The 15170-nt window shown below is 65.3% G+C and carries 15 protein-coding genes and 1 pseudogene; 7 read left to right on the top strand and 9 right to left on the bottom strand.

Annotated features, from left to right (window positions below; translation table 11 throughout):
* Window positions 1–264: nucleoid-associated protein (locus tag A9513_RS05790; protein WP_176707219.1), on the top strand; the 264-nt coding region annotated here is incomplete at its 5' end.
* 276 nt (window positions 265–540) lie between these two features.
* The gene (locus A9513_RS05785; RefSeq protein WP_240157965.1) at window positions 541–1476 is read left to right on the top strand and encodes a DUF4344 domain-containing metallopeptidase; all 936 of its coding nucleotides are present in this window, start codon (window positions 541–543) and stop codon (window positions 1474–1476) included.
* Here A9513_RS05785 and A9513_RS05780 read toward each other — a convergent pair.
* The 4 genes from A9513_RS05780 to A9513_RS05765 all read right to left on the bottom strand — a co-directional run bounded on the left by A9513_RS05780 (window position 1457) and on the right by A9513_RS05765 (window position 4015).
* On the bottom strand, window positions 1457–2392 hold the full coding sequence (locus tag A9513_RS05780) for a glutathione S-transferase family protein (protein ID WP_024762864.1): 936 nt from the start codon (window positions 2390–2392) through the stop codon (window positions 1457–1459). The two genes, A9513_RS05785 and A9513_RS05780, sit on opposite strands and share 20 nt — an antisense overlap.
* Window positions 2393–2455: 63 nt before the next feature.
* Entirely contained in the window at window positions 2456–2761 is a 306-nt protein-coding gene (locus A9513_RS05775) for a GIY-YIG nuclease family protein (protein WP_024762863.1), read from the bottom strand.
* On the bottom strand, window positions 2758–3459 hold the full coding sequence (locus tag A9513_RS05770) for a glutathione S-transferase C-terminal domain-containing protein (protein ID WP_024762862.1): 702 nt from the start codon (window positions 3457–3459) through the stop codon (window positions 2758–2760). The genes A9513_RS05775 and A9513_RS05770 overlap by 4 nt, the downstream gene beginning before the upstream one ends.
* Window positions 3460–3550: 91 nt before the next feature.
* Entirely contained in the window at window positions 3551–4015 is a 465-nt protein-coding gene (locus A9513_RS05765) for a nuclear transport factor 2 family protein (RefSeq protein ID WP_065084191.1), read from the bottom strand.
* A 124-nt stretch (window positions 4016–4139) separates the two neighbouring features.
* Between A9513_RS05765 and A9513_RS05760 the strand changes: the two genes are divergently transcribed.
* Window positions 4140–5096, top strand: a complete 957-nt coding sequence (locus A9513_RS05760; RefSeq protein WP_065084190.1) for a GlxA family transcriptional regulator — start codon at window positions 4140–4142, stop codon at window positions 5094–5096.
* A gap of 37 nt (window positions 5097–5133) precedes the next feature.
* On the opposite strand, the gene pcsA is transcribed toward A9513_RS05760, so the two are convergent.
* The 5 genes from pcsA to A9513_RS05735 form a co-directional block, all read right to left on the bottom strand.
* Window positions 5134–5829 carry a phosphatidylcholine synthase gene (gene pcsA, locus A9513_RS05755; protein WP_089285729.1) on the bottom strand — a complete coding sequence of 232 codons (696 nt, stop codon included), beginning with the start codon at window positions 5827–5829 and terminating at the stop codon, window positions 5134–5136.
* Window positions 5830–6179: 350 nt separating this feature from the next.
* Window positions 6180–6956 carry an amino acid ABC transporter ATP-binding protein gene (locus A9513_RS05750; protein WP_045210647.1) on the bottom strand — a complete coding sequence of 259 codons (777 nt, stop codon included), beginning with the start codon at window positions 6954–6956 and terminating at the stop codon, window positions 6180–6182.
* Window positions 6957–6965: 9 nt separating this feature from the next.
* A complete protein-coding gene (locus tag A9513_RS05745) occupies window positions 6966–8063 on the bottom strand; it encodes an amino acid ABC transporter permease (RefSeq protein ID WP_024767155.1) in 1098 nt (365 codons plus the stop codon).
* 12 nt (window positions 8064–8075) lie between these two features.
* Window positions 8076–9260 (bottom strand): amino acid ABC transporter permease, encoded by a 1185-nt coding sequence (locus tag A9513_RS05740; RefSeq protein WP_024767154.1) that lies wholly within the window; start codon window positions 9258–9260, stop codon window positions 8076–8078.
* Window positions 9261–9378: 118 nt separating this feature from the next.
* Window positions 9379–10407: an amino acid ABC transporter substrate-binding protein gene (locus tag A9513_RS05735; protein WP_024767153.1), complete on the bottom strand. Its 1029-nt coding sequence runs from the start codon at window positions 10405–10407 to the stop codon at window positions 9379–9381.
* Window positions 10408–10920: 513 nt separating this feature from the next.
* Here A9513_RS05735 and A9513_RS05730 point away from each other — a divergent pair.
* From A9513_RS05730 to A9513_RS05715, 4 genes and pseudogenes are all read left to right on the top strand, one after another.
* A complete protein-coding gene (locus A9513_RS05730; RefSeq protein ID WP_065084189.1) occupies window positions 10921–11574 on the top strand; it encodes an alpha/beta hydrolase in 654 nt (217 codons plus the stop codon).
* Between the two features lie 31 nt (window positions 11575–11605).
* A complete protein-coding gene (locus A9513_RS05725) occupies window positions 11606–13498 on the top strand; it encodes an acyl-CoA synthetase (RefSeq protein ID WP_065084188.1) in 1893 nt (630 codons plus the stop codon).
* Between the two features lie 151 nt (window positions 13499–13649).
* The gene (locus A9513_RS05720) at window positions 13650–14588 is read left to right on the top strand and encodes a GGDEF domain-containing protein (protein ID WP_024767150.1); all 939 of its coding nucleotides are present in this window, start codon (window positions 13650–13652) and stop codon (window positions 14586–14588) included.
* 74 nt (window positions 14589–14662) lie between these two features.
* Window positions 14663–15170: pseudogene (locus A9513_RS05715) on the top strand (peptidase M19); the annotation flags it as partial.

Genomic DNA, 15170 nt, shown 5'->3' with positions numbered 1-15170 from the left:
TCCGAGCTGATGGACGACCAGGCACCGCGCGCCTTCTACGACTACATCCGCAACAAGGATTACGGCCTGTCGCCGGAAATTCCGGCGGACAAGCGCACCCTCAACCAGTTCCGCCGCTTCACCGGTCGCGCCGAAGGGCTGTCGATCAGCTTCGAAGCGCATCTGCTGGGCAGCAAGGTGGAGTACGACGAGGAGCGCGACATGCTGATCATCCGCGGTCTGCCGACGCAGTTGCAGGACCAGCTCAAGCGCCGCAAGGACTGACGGTTTTTCACCCATAAGAAAGCCCATCTCGCGATGGGCTTTTTTGTGCGTGACGATTGGACGCAGGGCGGTTCGCGAGCAAGCTCGTTCCTCTAAAAAAGCCCACCGGGCATTCCGGCGAACTGCAGGAGCGAGGGGGCACCCAGTTCTTGCTCATGAGCCTGCAGGACAGAGGACTCAAGCGAGCGCGGCACGGACTTCCGACAAAACGCCCCGCAGCCCGCGCGGTGCGGCTGCTAGAGTCAAATCAGGCGCCTCTCGCTCGCGGTGGCCGCCATGCCCGCCTTGCCCGCCTTGCACGCCTTCACTGTCGTAGCGTCCCCGCTCTCCGGGCATCCCCGGATGCACTGCTCGTACCTCGCGTTGCTGTTGCTGCTCTGCGCCAACCTCCTTTTCGCTGCCCCGCCGCCGCAGCCGCTCACGCCCAACGTCGCGCGCTTCGTGCTGGCCAACGCCGAATTCAGCGTGATGCACGAGATGGGGCACATGCTGATCGCCGAGTACGACCTTCCGGTGCTCGGACGCGAGGAGGACGCGGCGGACCAGCTCGGCTTCATCCTGCTGTTCCGCCTCTACGCGAAGCTGCCGCGCGACGAGGTGGACGCGCGCCTGCTGGACATCGCCGATTACTGGCGCCTGGAATGGCAGACGCCCAAGCCGCCGCCGGACCAGGTGCTGGCCTGGGACAGCCATCCGCTGGACGAACAGCGCTACTACAACATCGCCTGCCTGCTCTACGGCAGCGACATGGCGCGCCTGGACTGGCTGCCGCCCCTGACCGGGCTGCCCTACGAACGTGCCGTCTACTGCGACCAGGAGTTCCTGCAGGCCAGCAAGGCGTTCGAGTGGATTCGCCACGCGCGGCGGCACCCGTCGATCCAGCACCGCGCGGCGCTGCGTCTGAACTACGACACGCCGGCGGTGGACCGCGATAGCACGCTGCCGCTGATCGCCCTGCTACGTGACGGCGATCATCTGCAACGCATGGTGGACGAGGTGTTCCGGCTGTTCCGCCCGCCGCGTCCGCTGACGATCCAGCTGGTCAGCTGCGGCGCGCCGGATGCCTGGTACAACAGCAACAGCGGGGAAATGGCGCTCTGCTACGAGCGCCTGCAGCACTTCCGCGAAATGGCCGAGAACCTGCCGCGCCTGCGCACCCCGGTGACGCGGCAGTGCCCCGGCCCGGCCGGGCTCAGGCCGGGCGGATGCTGAAGCCGACGCGAGGGAAGTGCACATGCACCGTACCGGCGCGCGGGTCCTCGCGGCGCAGGATCAGGCTTTCCAGCCCGGCGTGCACCAACTCGCCTTCCACCGGATCGCAGCCGTAGTCGGTGGCGGCGATCACCACGCGCTGGCCGGGTGTGAAGCCGTTGGGATCGACGAAGTCCTCCTGGGGCAGTGCAACTGGCTGGCTGTCGCGCGCCACGGCGATGGCTTCTTCGCTGCTCATTTCACTCGGCGCACCATGGCCAAAGCCCAGCACACGAGCGAGCCAGGCACTGACCGCCGGATAGGCGTCCACCAGCGGTGAGGTGACCGGCGTGGCCTTGACGAACCACAGGCAGTGGGCGAGGGACAGGTCGGCTACCGAAGGTTCGCCGAACAGGAAATCGCCGTCTTCGCGGGCCAGTTGCTCCTCGACCCGCGCCATGAAGGTCGGCCACTGGTGCTTGGCCTGCTCGGCCGACAGTTTGCTGGCCGTGCCGCCACTGAACAGCTGGCTGCGATCGGCGACGAAGGCCTTGAGGAACTCCGGCGGCAGCTTGCCGAAGCGCATGGCAATGGATTCGGGCTGGAACACCAGGCTGACCGCATGCTGGAACACCACCGAGTCGACCCACAGCGAGAAGCTTGCAACGGTGAATTCGTGGCCTTCCGGGAACAGGGCGGGCACGGCCTTTTCCTGGTCCAGGCGGCGGGCGATCAGCGCAGTGTCGCAGTAGATATCGGCGCCGACCTGCAGCACGGGCGTCTTGCGGTAGCCGCCGGTGAGCGGCATCAGGTCCGGCTTGGGCATCAGCGGCGGGATGGTTACCGAGCGCCAGGGCAGCTGCTTGAAGCCCAGCATCAGGCGCGCCTTTTCGGCGAACGGCGAAGTCGGGTAGTGGTGCAGGATCAGCTCGGACATGGTGGGCTCCAGCGGCCGGAAAGTGGTCCGGCAGCTTAACCCGTGCTTCGCGCGAGTCCTACCTCATCCCTCGGATGGGACGACATCCACGGCGTTGATGACGAACGGATTGGCCAGTACCAGGCGCTCCTTGGCTTTCTTGGTCAGCGCCTTGATCGCGCGCTCACGGCGCAGGGCGTCCCCCTTGCCGGGGCAGGCCTCGACGTAGACCAGCGCCTGGGCCGGGCTGGAGTGGAAAAAGCGCGCGCCCTTGCCGGTGCGATGGGTCTCGAATCGGCGCTGGGCGTCGTCGCTGATGCCACAGTAAAGCGCGCCATTCTCGGCGCGCACCAGGTAGACGAACCAGGGTTTGGGTTCGGCCGCGGTCACGACGCCCAGACCCGCGCCTGCATGCGGTCGCAGTAGCCGACCAGGCGTTCATAGCTGCGCGCCATGTCGTTGAGCGGCGTTTCCAGGGTGCTGAGGATCAGGTTGGCCAGCACCCCGTAGGTGGCGGCATCGGCGCTGCAAGGCTGGGCGCCGCCGAAGTACGGCAGGTCGCCGAGCATGCCGTCGAGGGCTTCGAGGTCGTCGCGGGCGAAGCCCAGCAGCTCGTCGCGGCTATGGCGCAGCAGGCCGCGCCCCTTCAGGTCGCCGCGGATCTTGCGCTGCAGCATTGTGCCCACTACCGGCCGCAGCGGCGCGGGAATGCCGCGCAGCATCACATCCTTCACCTGACGGAAGCCCTGTTCGTCGAGCCAGCGGAAGTACACCAGCAGCGGCACCAGGTGCTCGTCGCACAGACGGGTGATCGATACCGCCCAACCGCGGCCACGGGCGTCGAGCCCCGCGTCCAGGTCGAATTCGTAGTACTGCTGCAGCGTACGCATGATGATCGCCGTATCGGCGATGGCCTTGCCGTCCAGCGTTATGAACGGCAGCTTGCCCTTGGGCCCCTTGCGCGGGTCCATCACGGGCTTGACCTGATACTCCAGCCCGGCAAGGCGCAGGAAGGTCTCCAGCTTCAGACAGAAGGGGCTGACGTTGGGTACGTTGAAGGCGGGCGGGAACTGGAAAAGAGTGATCATGGCGGTGTCCGGTTCTCAGTCGCCTGTCATTTAAGCCTATCCCGCCGCCAGGGGCGAGCCCGAAAGCCCTCTATCCGGCCTTCGCTGCTCGTTATGCGCGGTAGGCCGAGAGGCCTTTGGCGGCTTGCGCGCGGATCGCCGCCTGCACCGGCGGCGCCCAGCCCAGCAAGACTCCCTTGGCGCCGAGGGCCTGGCGCGACCACTTCCACAGATCGAAGCTGTCCACATGCTGACAGATCAATCCGTCGCGAAAGTGGAAATGTGCCCGGATGTGATTAGTCACTTTCCGACCGGTCTGGGTGAAGGTGTAGGACGCCACCCAGCGAGCCGACCCCCGCTGCCCATCCGCCTCGACGCCTTCATAGGTCAGCGAGAAGTCCTGGGCGCGAGCGGTGAGCATGCGCCACATGTCCCCGGCCTCGGCGCCGTGCAAATCGGTGAAGACCGGGTCGCTGAATTGCACATCGGCGCTGTAGCAGGCGGCCATGGCTTCGCCGTCGCGGCGCTGGAAGGCCTGGTAGAAACGTTCGATCAGCTGGGCATTGGGATGGGCCATGGTGTGCTCGTGTCGGTGGGCAATGGGCGCAGTATCCCCAAGGGCTCGACTGGACACGATTGGCGTTATGGACAACATTATGATCAATAGCGCCAAGTTTCTTACACGAGCACAGTGAGACGCCATGTTCAGGATAGCCCTGTTCGTCTGCCCGCAAACCCTGTGTTCCAGCCTTGGCCTGGCCATGGACAGCTTCCACCTCGCCAACCGCCTGGCGGGCGAACGCCACTTCGAGGTACTGCGGGTCAGTGCCGAGGGTGAGCCGGTGGACCTGTCCTTCGGCCGCGTGGCGGTGGAGGGCGGGCTCGATCTCGCCGCCGGCTGCGACCTGCTGCTGATTCCCGCCACCGGCGCGGATATCGACGCCACCTTCGCCGCCAATCAGCCACTGCTTGCCTGGCTGCGTCACGCCCCTGCCAGCGTGCAACTTGGCAGCCTGTGCAGCAGCGCTTTCCTGCTGGCCGAATCCGGCGTGCTGGATGGTCGTCGCGCTACCACGCATTGGGCGCTGGAGACGGCTTTCCGGGAGCGTTATCCACAGGTGCGTCTGGACATCGACGCCCTGTGTACCGAGGACAACGGTCGGTTCTGTTCCGGCGGCGCCCAGGCCGGGCTGGACCTGTGTCTGTACCTGATCGAGTGCCATGCCGGCGCTGCCCTGGCGCGGCGCGCGGCGGCGACCCTGGTGTTCGAGCACGGGCGAGGCCGCCAACGACGCTTCACGCCGCTGCTGCCCGATCCCTTGCCGGCCGGCTCACCACTGGAGCCGCTGCTGGCCTGGCTGGAGGACAACTACGCGCAACCCTTCGACCTCTCCGGCCTGGCGCAGCGCGTGCACTGCTCCACGCGCACGCTGTTGCGGCGCTTTCGCGAGCAGGTAGGGATGTCGCCGAACGACTACGTGCAGCGCCTGCGTATCGCTTCGGCACAGGAAGCGCTGGGCGATCCGGGGCGCTCGCTGGAACGCATCGCCAGTGATGTCGGCTACGCCGACCGAGCGAGCTTCGCGCGTCTGTTCAAGCAGGTGTGCGGGGAAACGCCGGGAGCTTTCCGGCAGAGGCTGCTGGGGAGGCAGGCATAAGCGGCGTTTGCCGTGGAAGGCAATTGTGATTCTGCGATCAGTGGAACCACTCCACCGCCGTACGCCAGACGCAGACACCAACGAAGTAAGCCGAAGCCGCGAACCAAAGGCCCAGCAACCAGGGTTGGTCGACCGGCTGCTGGAGGATCAGCAGTGCGCTGCTGAGCATCCAGACGAAGGTCACGGCGATGTTCAATGGCATGAACTGGCGCACGCGGAAGGGGTGCAGGAACTTCATGCGGGTCAGGGTCAGTGCAGCCAGCACCAGCACGGTGACGAAGCTTACCCAGGGGTGCAGGTCGAGCACGAAGAAGTACACCGCCACCACGTTCCACGCGGCCGGGAAGCCGACGAAGTAGTTGTCCTTGCTCTTCATGTTGACGTTGCAGAAGCAGAACAGCGAGGACACCAGGATCACCCCCACCGCCAGCAGCTCGGTGTGCACCGGCAGCGGTACGTAGCGGTAGATGAAGATCGCGGGGATGAAGACGTAGGTGAGGTAGTCGATCACCAGGTCCAGGGTCGAGCCATCGAAGTGTGGCAGCACCGCCTTGACGTCGAACTTGCGCGCCAGGGTGCCGTCCAGGCCATCCACCAGCAGCGCCACGCCCAGCCACAGCAGGCAGGCTTGCGGCCTGTTGTCGACCAGCGCCAGAAGCGCGAGCAGCGCTAGGATGACACCGCTGGAGGTCACCGCGTGGGCGCTCCAGGCCTTGGCTTTGCTGAGGTTCATTGGCGATAGGATCAGGTTCACGTCGGCTCTCTTCCTTTGGACGGCGGATGCAGGGGAGCTACCTCAAACGGTAGCCCATCCCTGACAAACCACTGCACATGGGAACACCGATGGGGAGCCGAGTTCAGCCGGCTTTTCGCGATGCCGCCGGTTTGCGCGGTGGAGTGGGCAGCATACGCCGTTGCGGCGTGCGCTTGCCATCGTGGGAGACGAGCGTGACGGGGCTAACCTGATAACGCGAGGAAAGGCGCGAATTCGTTGTAGGAGCGAGCTTGCTCGCGAACCGCCCAGCACTGTCGCGGCCGGGAAACTCGTTCGCGAGCAAGCTCGCTCCTACAGAAAACGCCGTATCAGTGCAGGATCTGACTGAGGAACAGCTTGGTCCGATCCGACTGCGGGTTGTCGAAGAACTGGTCCGGCGGCGCCTGCTCGACGATCTCGCCCTTGTCCATGAAGATCACCCGGTTCGCCACGGTGCGGGCGAAGCCCATCTCGTGGGTCACGCAGAGCATGGTCATGCCGCTCTGCGCCAGGCCGATCATGGTATCGAGCACTTCCTTGACCATTTCCGGGTCAAGCGCCGAGGTGGGTTCGTCGAACAGCATGATCTTCGGCTTCATGCACAGTGCGCGGGCGATCGCCACTCGCTGCTGCTGGCCGCCGGAGAGCTGGCCGGGGAACTTGTGGGCCTGCTCCGGGATGCGCACGCGCTCCAGGTAATGCATGGCGACTTCCTCGGCCTGGCGCTTGGGCATCTTGCGCACCCACATGGGTGCCAGGATGCAGTTCTGCAGCACGGTCAGGTGCGGGAACAGGTTGAAGTGCTGGAACACCATGCCCACTTCGCTGCGGATCGCCTCGATCTGCTTGAGGTCGTTGGTCAGCTCGGTGCCGTCGACCACGATGCTGCCCTGCTGGTGTTCCTCCAGGCGGTTGATGCAGCGGATGGTGGTGGACTTGCCCGAACCGGACGGCCCGCAGAGCACGATGCGCTCGCCCTGCTTGACCTCCAGGTTGATGTCCTTGAGCACGTGGAACTGGCCGTACCACTTGTTCACGCCCTTCATGGTGATCATCACGTGATCGCCGATGGCCGGCTGTGCGGTCTTGTTGGTGGCTTCAGACATGATGAACTCCTAACGCTTGTGGCCAGTGTCCAGCTTGTGCTCCAGGTGCATGGAGTAGCGGGACATGCCGAAACAGAAAATCCAGTAGACGACTGCCGCGAAGACATAGCCTTCGGTGGCCATGCCCAGCCAGGCCGGGTCCGCGGTGGCGCGCTTGATGCTATTGAGGAAGTCGAACAGGCCGATGATGATCACCAGGCTGGTGTCCTTGAACAGCGCGATGAAGGTGTTGACGATGCCGGGGATCACCAGCTTCAGCGCCTGCGGCAGGATCACCAGGCCCATGGTCCGCCAGTAGCCCAGGCCCATGGCGGCCGCGGCTTCGTACTGCCCCTTGGGGATGGCCTGCATGCCGCCGCGCACCACCTCGGCGATGTAGGCAGCCTCGAACAGCACCACCATCACCATGGCGCGCAGCAACTTGTCGAGGTTCATGCCTTCGGGCAGGAACAGCGGCAGCATCACCGAGGACATGAACAGCACGGTGATCAGCGGCACACCACGCCAGAACTCGATGGTGGTGACGCAGATGACCTTGATCGCCGGCATCTTCGAACGCCGCCCCAGCGCCAGCAGGATGCCCAGCGGCATCGCCCCGCAGATACCGACCGCGGCGATCACCACGGTGAGCATCAGCCCGCCCCAGGCGCTGGTCGGCACGGTTTCCAGCCCCAGGAAGCCGCCGTGCAGTAGCCAGTAGGCCACGATCGGCAGCGCCACCAGGAAACACAGGCCGTACTTCACCTTGTACGCGAAGCGCTTGAGGAACAGCGGCGCCGCGCCGAACACCACGAACAGCACGGTGAGGTCCACGCGCCAGCGCAGTTCCTCGGGGTAGAAGCCGTACATGAACTGGCCGAAGCGTGAACCGATGAACACCCAGCAGGCGCCCTCGCGGGAGCAGTCGGCGCGGGTGCTGCCGGTCCAGTCGGCCTTGATGATCGCCCACTCCAGCAGCGGCGGCAGGATCAGGTAGACCAAGTAAATGCCGACCAGCGTCAGCAGGGTGTTGAACCAGCTGGAGAACAGGTTGGCGCGCAGCCAGGCGAGCACGCCCACGCTCATCGCCGGTGGCGGCAGGTCGGGCTTGAAGGTATGAGTTGTCATGGTCTGCTCCCTCTACCGCTCGACCAGCGCGATGCGCTTGTTGTACCAGTTCATCAGCAGCGAAATGCTGATGCTGATGGCCAGGTACACGCTCATGGTGATGGCCATGGTTTCGATGGCCTGGCCGGTCTGGTTGAGCACCGTGCCGGCGAACAGCGAAACCATGTCCGGATAGCCGATGGCGGCGGCCAGCGAGGAGTTCTTCGCCAGGTTCAGGTACTGGCTGGTCAGCGGCGGGATGATCACCCGCAGCGCCTGCGGGATGATCACCAGGCGCAGGGTCTGCCCCGGACGCAGGCCCAGGGAGCCGGCAGCTTCGGTCTGCCCATGGCTGACCGCCTGGATGCCGGCGCGCACCGTCTCGCCGATGAAGGCGGCGGTGTAGACCGACAGCGCGAGGACAATGGACACCAGCTCCGGGATCACCACCCAGCCGCCGCGGAAGTTGAAGCCCTGCAGCACTGGCACGTCCCAGTGGAACGGCGCTCCGGCGACCAGCGACACCAGGCCCGGCAGCACCACCAGCAGCGCCAGGCCGCTGAGGAACACCGGGAAGGCCTTGCCGGTGGCATGGCGACGGGCCTTGGCCCACTTCCAGATCACCACCCAGCCAACCAGCGCCAGGATCACCGCGACGATGAACGGGCCGAGGCCGTCGGCAGCGATCGGCGCGGGCATCTGCAGGCCGCGGTTGTTGACGAAGAACAGGTCGCCGAAGCTGATGCTCTGCCGCGGGCCAGGCAGCGGGCCGAGCACGGCGAAGTACCAGAAGAAGATCTGCAGCAACGGCGGGATATTGCGGAACGTCTCGATGTACAGGGTCGCCAGCTTGCGGATCAGCCAGTTCGGCGACAGCCGCGCCACACCGAGGATGAAGCCCAGGACGGTGGCAAAGAAGATGCCCACCACCGTGACCAGCAGGGTGTTCAGCAGGCCGACCATGAACACCCGTCCGTAGGTGTCACTTTCGCTGTAGTCGATCAGGTGCTGGGAGATGCCGAAGCCGGCGCTGTGGTCGAGGAAGCCGAAACCGGACTGAATGCCGCGATGGGCCAGGTTGGTCTGGGTGTTGTCGAAGAGAAACCAGCCGACCGCCACGACGAAGATGACGGCGATGATCTGGAATGCCCAGCCGCGCACGACGGGATCGTTGATCGATACCCCCCGCGGGCGCTGGGCCTTGACGGAATTCTGCATGTAAGCCCTCTCGGAAGGCCGCCGGGCGACCACGGGGCTACGCCCGTGGCCGCCCGGAAGGCTTCACGTCGTTCGAAACAGTCCGGCGCCCACACTCCGGGCGCCGGAACGGGTCAGGTCAGCGCACCGGCGGTGCGTACTGCAGACCACCCTTGTTCCACTGGGCGTTGAGGCCACGCTTGATCTTCAGCTCGCTGCCGTCGCCGACGTTGCGGTCGAAGATCTCGCCGTAGTTACCCACTTGCTTGACGATCTGCACCGCCCAGTCCTTGGGCAGCTTGAGGTCCTTGCCATAGTCACCCTCGCCGCCGAGCAGGCGCGCGACGTCCGGGTTCTTGGTGCTCTTGGCCTGCTCCTCGACGTTCTTCGAGTTGATGCCCAGCTCCTCGGCGTTGAGCATCGCGAAGAGCGTCCAGCGGGCGATGTCGAACCACTCCTCGTCACCCTGGCGCACGGCCGGGCCGAGGGGCTCCTTGGAGATCACTTCGGGCAGCACCACATAGTCATCCGGCGCGGCCAGCTTGATGCGCTGGGCATAGAGCTGCGACTGGTCGGAGGTCAGCACGTCGCAACGGCCGGACTCCAGCGACTTGGCGCTCTCGTCGGAAGTGTCGTAGGTGATGGGGGTGTACTTGAGGTTGTTGGAGCGGAAGTAGTCGGACAGGTTCAGCTCGGTGGTGGTACCTGCCTGAATGCACACGGTGGCGCCGTCGAGCTCCTTGGCGCTGGACACGCCCAGCTTCTTGTTCACCAGGAAGCCCTGGCCGTCGTAGTAGGTCACACCGACGAAGTTCAGGCCCATGGCGCTGTCGCGCGAGCTGGTCCAGGTGGTGTTGCGCGAGAGGATGTCGATCTCGCCGGACTGCAGCGCAGTGAAGCGCTCCTTGGCGGTCAGCGGGCTGTACTTGACCTTGGTCGCATCGCCGAACACGGCAGCCGCCACGGCGCGGCAGACGTCGACGTCGATACCCTTGTACTGGCCCTTGGCGTCGGCGTACGAGAAGCCCGGAAGACCGTCACTGATACCGCACTGCACGTAGCCTTTCTTCTTCACAGCATCCAGGGTGGCGCCGGCGTGGGCGAGCCCGCTGACACCGAATACGGCGGCGGTGGTCAGCACTGCCAGGGTGGATTTCACCATCTTCATCGATCTTCTCCGTTGCTTTTTTAGTGTTTTGGAGTCCCGGTTCCACCGCCGTACCCTCGTGAGGCACCAGCAAGACATCTAACGGGATGGAGACCTGAAAGTGAGTCTAGACGGCTCCTAAAAACCTATCGGAAGCCGCGAACACACCTTCGAGCGCGCAGGTGGTGCGCACTGGAACGGGTTATCAAGGGATCATTGCGTGTGAAGGCGAAGGCCCGTCGCACCGGCCGTTGACCGCGGCCGGCGCGACGGGCCCTGAAGCAGCCCAAGGCATTCGCGGCGCCACTTCCGGTACAGCTTTCCGGATGGGGTCGGTAGAGTGTTACCGGAAGTGGGGCCGCACAGCCTGGAAGCAGTGATAGCAAGTGGCGTACCAGCCCAGGAACCTTCCTTCGATTTCGTGCAGTCAAGTCCCACAAGTTATGGCCATGCGACATCTTCTTGCATCGCCTCTCCACCCTATTCCGAACGCGGCGCCCCATCCTAGAGCGCCTGCCCCATCCTGGAGCCTCCATGACCCAGCCACTGATCCTCGAACCCGCCCAAAGCGCCGACTCCTGCGTCATTTGGTTGCACGGCCTGGGCGCCGATCGTTACGACTTCGAACCGGTAGCACGGATGCTGCAGCGCAGCTTCACCTCGACGCGCGTCATCCTGCCCCAGGCGCCGACCCGCCCGGTCACCGTGTTCAACGGCATGCCCGCGCCGAGCTGGTACGACATCCTCGCCATGGCCCCGGCGCGCGCCATCGACGAAGCGCAGCTGGAGGCCTCGGCCGACAGCGTGATCGCGCTGATCCAGGGGCAGATCGAGCAGGGCATCGCGGCCAAGCGCATCATCCTCGCCGGCTTTTCCCAGGGCGGGGCCGTGGTGCTGCACACCGGCTACCTGCGCTGGAACGGCGAACTGGGCGGGGTCATGGCGCTCTCCACCTATGGCCCGACATTCAGCGAAGGCATAAGCCTGCCGGCTACAAAAAGACAACTGTCGGCGCTCTGCCTGCATGGCACTTTCGATGACGTGGTGCTGCCGGCCATGGGCCGCGCCGCCTACGACTTCCTGCAGGCCAACGAGGTGCCCGCCCAGTGGCGCACCTACCCGATGAGCCACGAAGTGAGCAACGAGGAACTCGGCGATATCGGCGCCTGGCTGCGGGAGCGCCTGTGATCCCCTGACCCTGCGGAGAACAAGAAGAAGCATGAACGCCCCGATCAGCAGCCTGCGTGATGTCCAAGCCCTGGAACAGGTCCCGCTGCAGGACCGCGACCTGCCGCCGAACACCTACGAACTGCTGCGCCGCTCGGCGCAGCAGTTCGGCCCGTCCACCGCCCTGAGCTTCCTGCTGCAGGGTTCGGCGGCCGAGGAGCCGATCCAGGTCAGCTACGCCGAACTGTTCTCCCGCGTCACCCAGGCGGCCAACGCCTTCCATCGCCTGGGCGTGCGGCCGGGCACCTCGGTGTCGTTCCTGCTGCCCAACCTGCCGCAGACCCATTACGTGATCTGGGGCGGCGAAGCGGCGGGGATCGTCAACGCGATCAACCCGCTGCTCGATCCGGGGCACATCGCCGAGCTCGTGCGTGCCGCCGATTCCCGTGTACTGGTCACCCTGGCCCCCTTCCCCGGCACCGAGCTCTGGGACAAGGTGGCAGCGCTGCGCGACCACCTGCCCGAACTCAGCGCCATCGTCACCGTCGACCTCGCCAACCTGCTGCCGGAGCCGCAGCGCTCGGCGATCAAGGCCCAGCGCGGTAAACTGCCCGACGGCGTGCTGGACTTCGACGAGCTGCTCGCTCAGTGCCCCGACGACCACCTGGAAAGCGGCCGGGTGATCGGCCCCGACGAGGTCGCCTCCTACTTCCACACCGGTGGCACCACTGGTACCCCCAAGCTCGCGCCGCACAGCCACTTCAACGAAGTGGCGATGGCCGAGATCATGGGCCTGAACTCCGATTACGACGGCAACGACGTACTGCTCTGCGGCCTGCCGCTGTTCCACGTCAATGGCGTGATGGTCAGCGGTCTCGCGCCCTTCATGCGCGGCGGCCACGTCCTGCTGGCCGGCCCGCAGGGCTATCGCAACCCGACGCTGATTCAGGACTTCTGGAAGCTGGTGGAACGCTACAAGGTCACCAGCTTCAGCGGCGTACCGACCATCTACGCGGCCCTGCTGCAAGTGCCCAGTGAAGGGCACGACCTCTCCAGCCTGCGCTTCGCCCTCTGTGGCGCGGCGCCCATGCCGGTGGAGCTGATCCGTCAGTTCGAGGCGAAGACGGGCCTGGCGATCATCGAAGGCTACGGCATGACCGAGGGCACCTGCGGCACCAGCTGCAACCCGCGCGGCGGCGAGCGACGCCCCGGTTCGATCGGCCTGCGCCTGCCCTACTGCGAACTGAAGTCGGTGATCCTCGACGGCGACGGCCACTATCTGCGCGATGCCGAAGTGGACGAGATCGGCAACATCTGCCTGCGTGGGCCGACCGTCTTCAAGGGCTACCTGCAGGCCAGCAAGAACAAGGACATCTGGGTCGACGGCGACTGGTTCAACACCGGCGACCTGGGCCGCATCGACGCCGACGGCTACATCTGGCTCACCGGCCGCAGCAAGGACCTGATCATCCGCGGCGGGCACAACATCGACCCGCAGATGATCGAGGAAGCCCTGCACCGCCATCCCGCCGTGGCCATGGCCGCCGCCGTCGGCAAACCCTGCCTGAAGGCAGGCGAGCTGCCGGTGGTGTACATCCAGCTCAAGCCCGGTGCGCAGGTGAGCGAGGCGGAACTGCTGGAACACGCCGCCCAGCACGTGCCCGAGCGCGCAGCGGTGCCCAAGGACGTCTGGCTGCTGGACGTCATTCCCGTCACTGCGGTCGGCAAGACCTTCAAGCCCGCCCTGCGCCTGGACGCCATTCGTCGCGTGTTCGAGGACGAAACCCGCCACCTCGCACCGGCACCACGCATCGAGGTGGTCGCCGATGACCGCCTGGGTCATAAGGCTCGCTTGTTTGTCGGCGCCCTCGACCTAGACTCGCGCGCGGCACTGGCCGAGCGACTGGGAGGATACGCCGTGCACGTGGAGTGGCTGGAAAGCTGATGAAACACCCGGCCGACCGCCGGTCGGCCGGGGCTGCCTGCGAATTGCCAGTAGTCGAATCTGACTAATACTGATGGCTCAATGTGCGAAGAGGACTACAGGGAGAGTCAGTCGTGCACATCATCAGTCGCCATCCGACTTCCGCTGCGTCATGAAAGCCGCGCAGTGGAAAGAGGACATTCGCCAACTCCAGCACCTGCGCCTGTTCCAGAACGTGGCGGCGGCCAATCTGGAGCAGTTGCTCAAGGATTTCCGCGCCTGTGAACTGGAGCGCGGGGAAATTCTGCTGTCGCCTTTCAATCGCAACCACTTCCTTTATATGGTCCTCACCGGGCACCTGACGGTGTATCTGGGTTCGCTCGACAACCAGCCGGTCAGCACCCTGCATCCGGGCGACTGCGCCGGCGAGATCAGCTTCATCGACAGCGACCATCCCTCCGCCTACGTCGTCGCCAGCGAACCGACCACCGTGCTGCGCCTGCACCGCGAGGCGCTGATCGGCCTGTTCGAGCACTCCCCGCAGGTGATGCAGAACCTGCTCTCGGTACTCTGCGAACGGGTCCGCGAGGGCAACCGGATCATTCTCGACACCGAGCAGAACGCCAACATCGACACCCTCACCGGGCTGTTCAACCGCCGCTGGCTGGAGCACATCTACGACCGCGAGAGCACGCGCTGCGCGTTCAACGAACAGCCCATGTGCATGCTCATGCTCGATGTCGACCACTTCAAGAACTACAACGACGAGCACGGCCACCTGGCCGGCGACTATGCCCTCTGCCTGGTCGCCCACACCCTGCGCAGCCAGTTGCGACCCAAGGACAGCATGGCCCGCTATGGCGGCGAGGAGTTCGTCATACTGCTGCCGGAAATCGCCATCGACGAAGCCCGGCGCATTGGCAACCGCCTGCGCCAAAGCCTCGAACAGGTCACTTCCTTCTATTCGCCGGTGGGCGTGCTGCCCGGCGTCACCGTGTCCCTGGGCCTGGCCGAGATGGACATCCAGGAAAACCTGCCGAGCCTGATCCTGCGCGCCGACGGCGCCCTCTACCAGGCCAAGCAGAAGGGCCGCAACTGCCTCTGCGGCTGATCTCCCACCGCACTGGCCCGTCTGTTAGATTCCCCCAGCGAAAACACCAATAAAAACAAAGCTGGGAAGCTGACATGCGCAAACTGCTGATCGTCCTGCTCATCCTGCTGGCCGTGGGCCTGGGGATCTTCTTCAACCTGCCGGGCTATATGGACCGGAAGATGAACACCGTGGCCAGCCCGCCGCCCTACCCCGCCTCGTCCGAGGCCCAGGCGCTGCACCAGACGCTGTTCGTCGCCGACCTGCACGACGATGCCCTGCTCTGGGACCGCAACCTGCTCGACCGCCACGACCACGGCCACACCGACGTACCGCGCCTGCTCGAAGGCCATGTCGGCCTGCAGGTGTTCTCCACCGTCACCAAGACCCCGCGCGGCCTGAACTACGAGAGCAACAGCGCCGACAGCGACAACATCACCCCGCTGGTCATCGCCCAGCGCTGGCCCGCGCGCACCTGGAACAGCCTGCTCGAACGCGCCCTGTATCAGGGCGAACTCCTCGACAAGGCCGCCGCCGACAGCCAGGGCAAGCTCACCCTGATCCGCAGCCGCGACGACCTGACCCGCTACCTCGCTGCCTGGC

This window comes from Pseudomonas sp. AU12215, from assembly GCF_001675465.2.
Taxonomy (GTDB): Bacteria; Pseudomonadota; Gammaproteobacteria; order Pseudomonadales; family Pseudomonadaceae; genus Pseudomonas; species Pseudomonas nitroreducens.
This window is presented reverse-complemented; position numbering and strand designations above follow the sequence as displayed.

What these genes read in the sequence shown, in the direction of transcription:
- A9513_RS05785 (WP_240157965.1), top strand. Translation starts at nt 541, where the DNA reads ATGCCCGCCTTGCCCGCCTTGCACGCCTTCACTGTCGTAGCGTCCCCG.
- A9513_RS05780 (WP_024762864.1), bottom strand. Translation starts at nt 2,392, where the DNA reads ATGTCCGAGCTGATCCTGCACCACTACCCGACTTCGCCGTTCGCCGAA.
- A9513_RS05770 (WP_024762862.1), bottom strand. Translation starts at nt 3,459, where the DNA reads ATGATCACTCTTTTCCAGTTCCCGCCCGCCTTCAACGTACCCAACGTC.
- A9513_RS05765 (WP_065084191.1), bottom strand. Translation starts at nt 4,015, where the DNA reads ATGGCCCATCCCAATGCCCAGCTGATCGAACGTTTCTACCAGGCCTTC.
- A9513_RS05760 (WP_065084190.1), top strand. Translation starts at nt 4,140, where the DNA reads ATGTTCAGGATAGCCCTGTTCGTCTGCCCGCAAACCCTGTGTTCCAGC.
- pcsA (WP_089285729.1), bottom strand. Translation starts at nt 5,829, where the DNA reads ATGAACCTCAGCAAAGCCAAGGCCTGGAGCGCCCACGCGGTGACCTCC.
- A9513_RS05750 (WP_045210647.1), bottom strand. Translation starts at nt 6,956, where the DNA reads ATGTCTGAAGCCACCAACAAGACCGCACAGCCGGCCATCGGCGATCAC.
- A9513_RS05745 (WP_024767155.1), bottom strand. Translation starts at nt 8,063, where the DNA reads ATGACAACTCATACCTTCAAGCCCGACCTGCCGCCACCGGCGATGAGC.
- A9513_RS05740 (WP_024767154.1), bottom strand. Translation starts at nt 9,260, where the DNA reads ATGCAGAATTCCGTCAAGGCCCAGCGCCCGCGGGGGGTATCGATCAAC.
- A9513_RS05735 (WP_024767153.1), bottom strand. Translation starts at nt 10,407, where the DNA reads ATGAAGATGGTGAAATCCACCCTGGCAGTGCTGACCACCGCCGCCGTA.
- A9513_RS05730 (WP_065084189.1), top strand. Translation starts at nt 10,921, where the DNA reads ATGACCCAGCCACTGATCCTCGAACCCGCCCAAAGCGCCGACTCCTGC.
- A9513_RS05725 (WP_065084188.1), top strand. Translation starts at nt 11,606, where the DNA reads ATGAACGCCCCGATCAGCAGCCTGCGTGATGTCCAAGCCCTGGAACAG.
- A9513_RS05720 (WP_024767150.1), top strand. Translation starts at nt 13,650, where the DNA reads ATGAAAGCCGCGCAGTGGAAAGAGGACATTCGCCAACTCCAGCACCTG.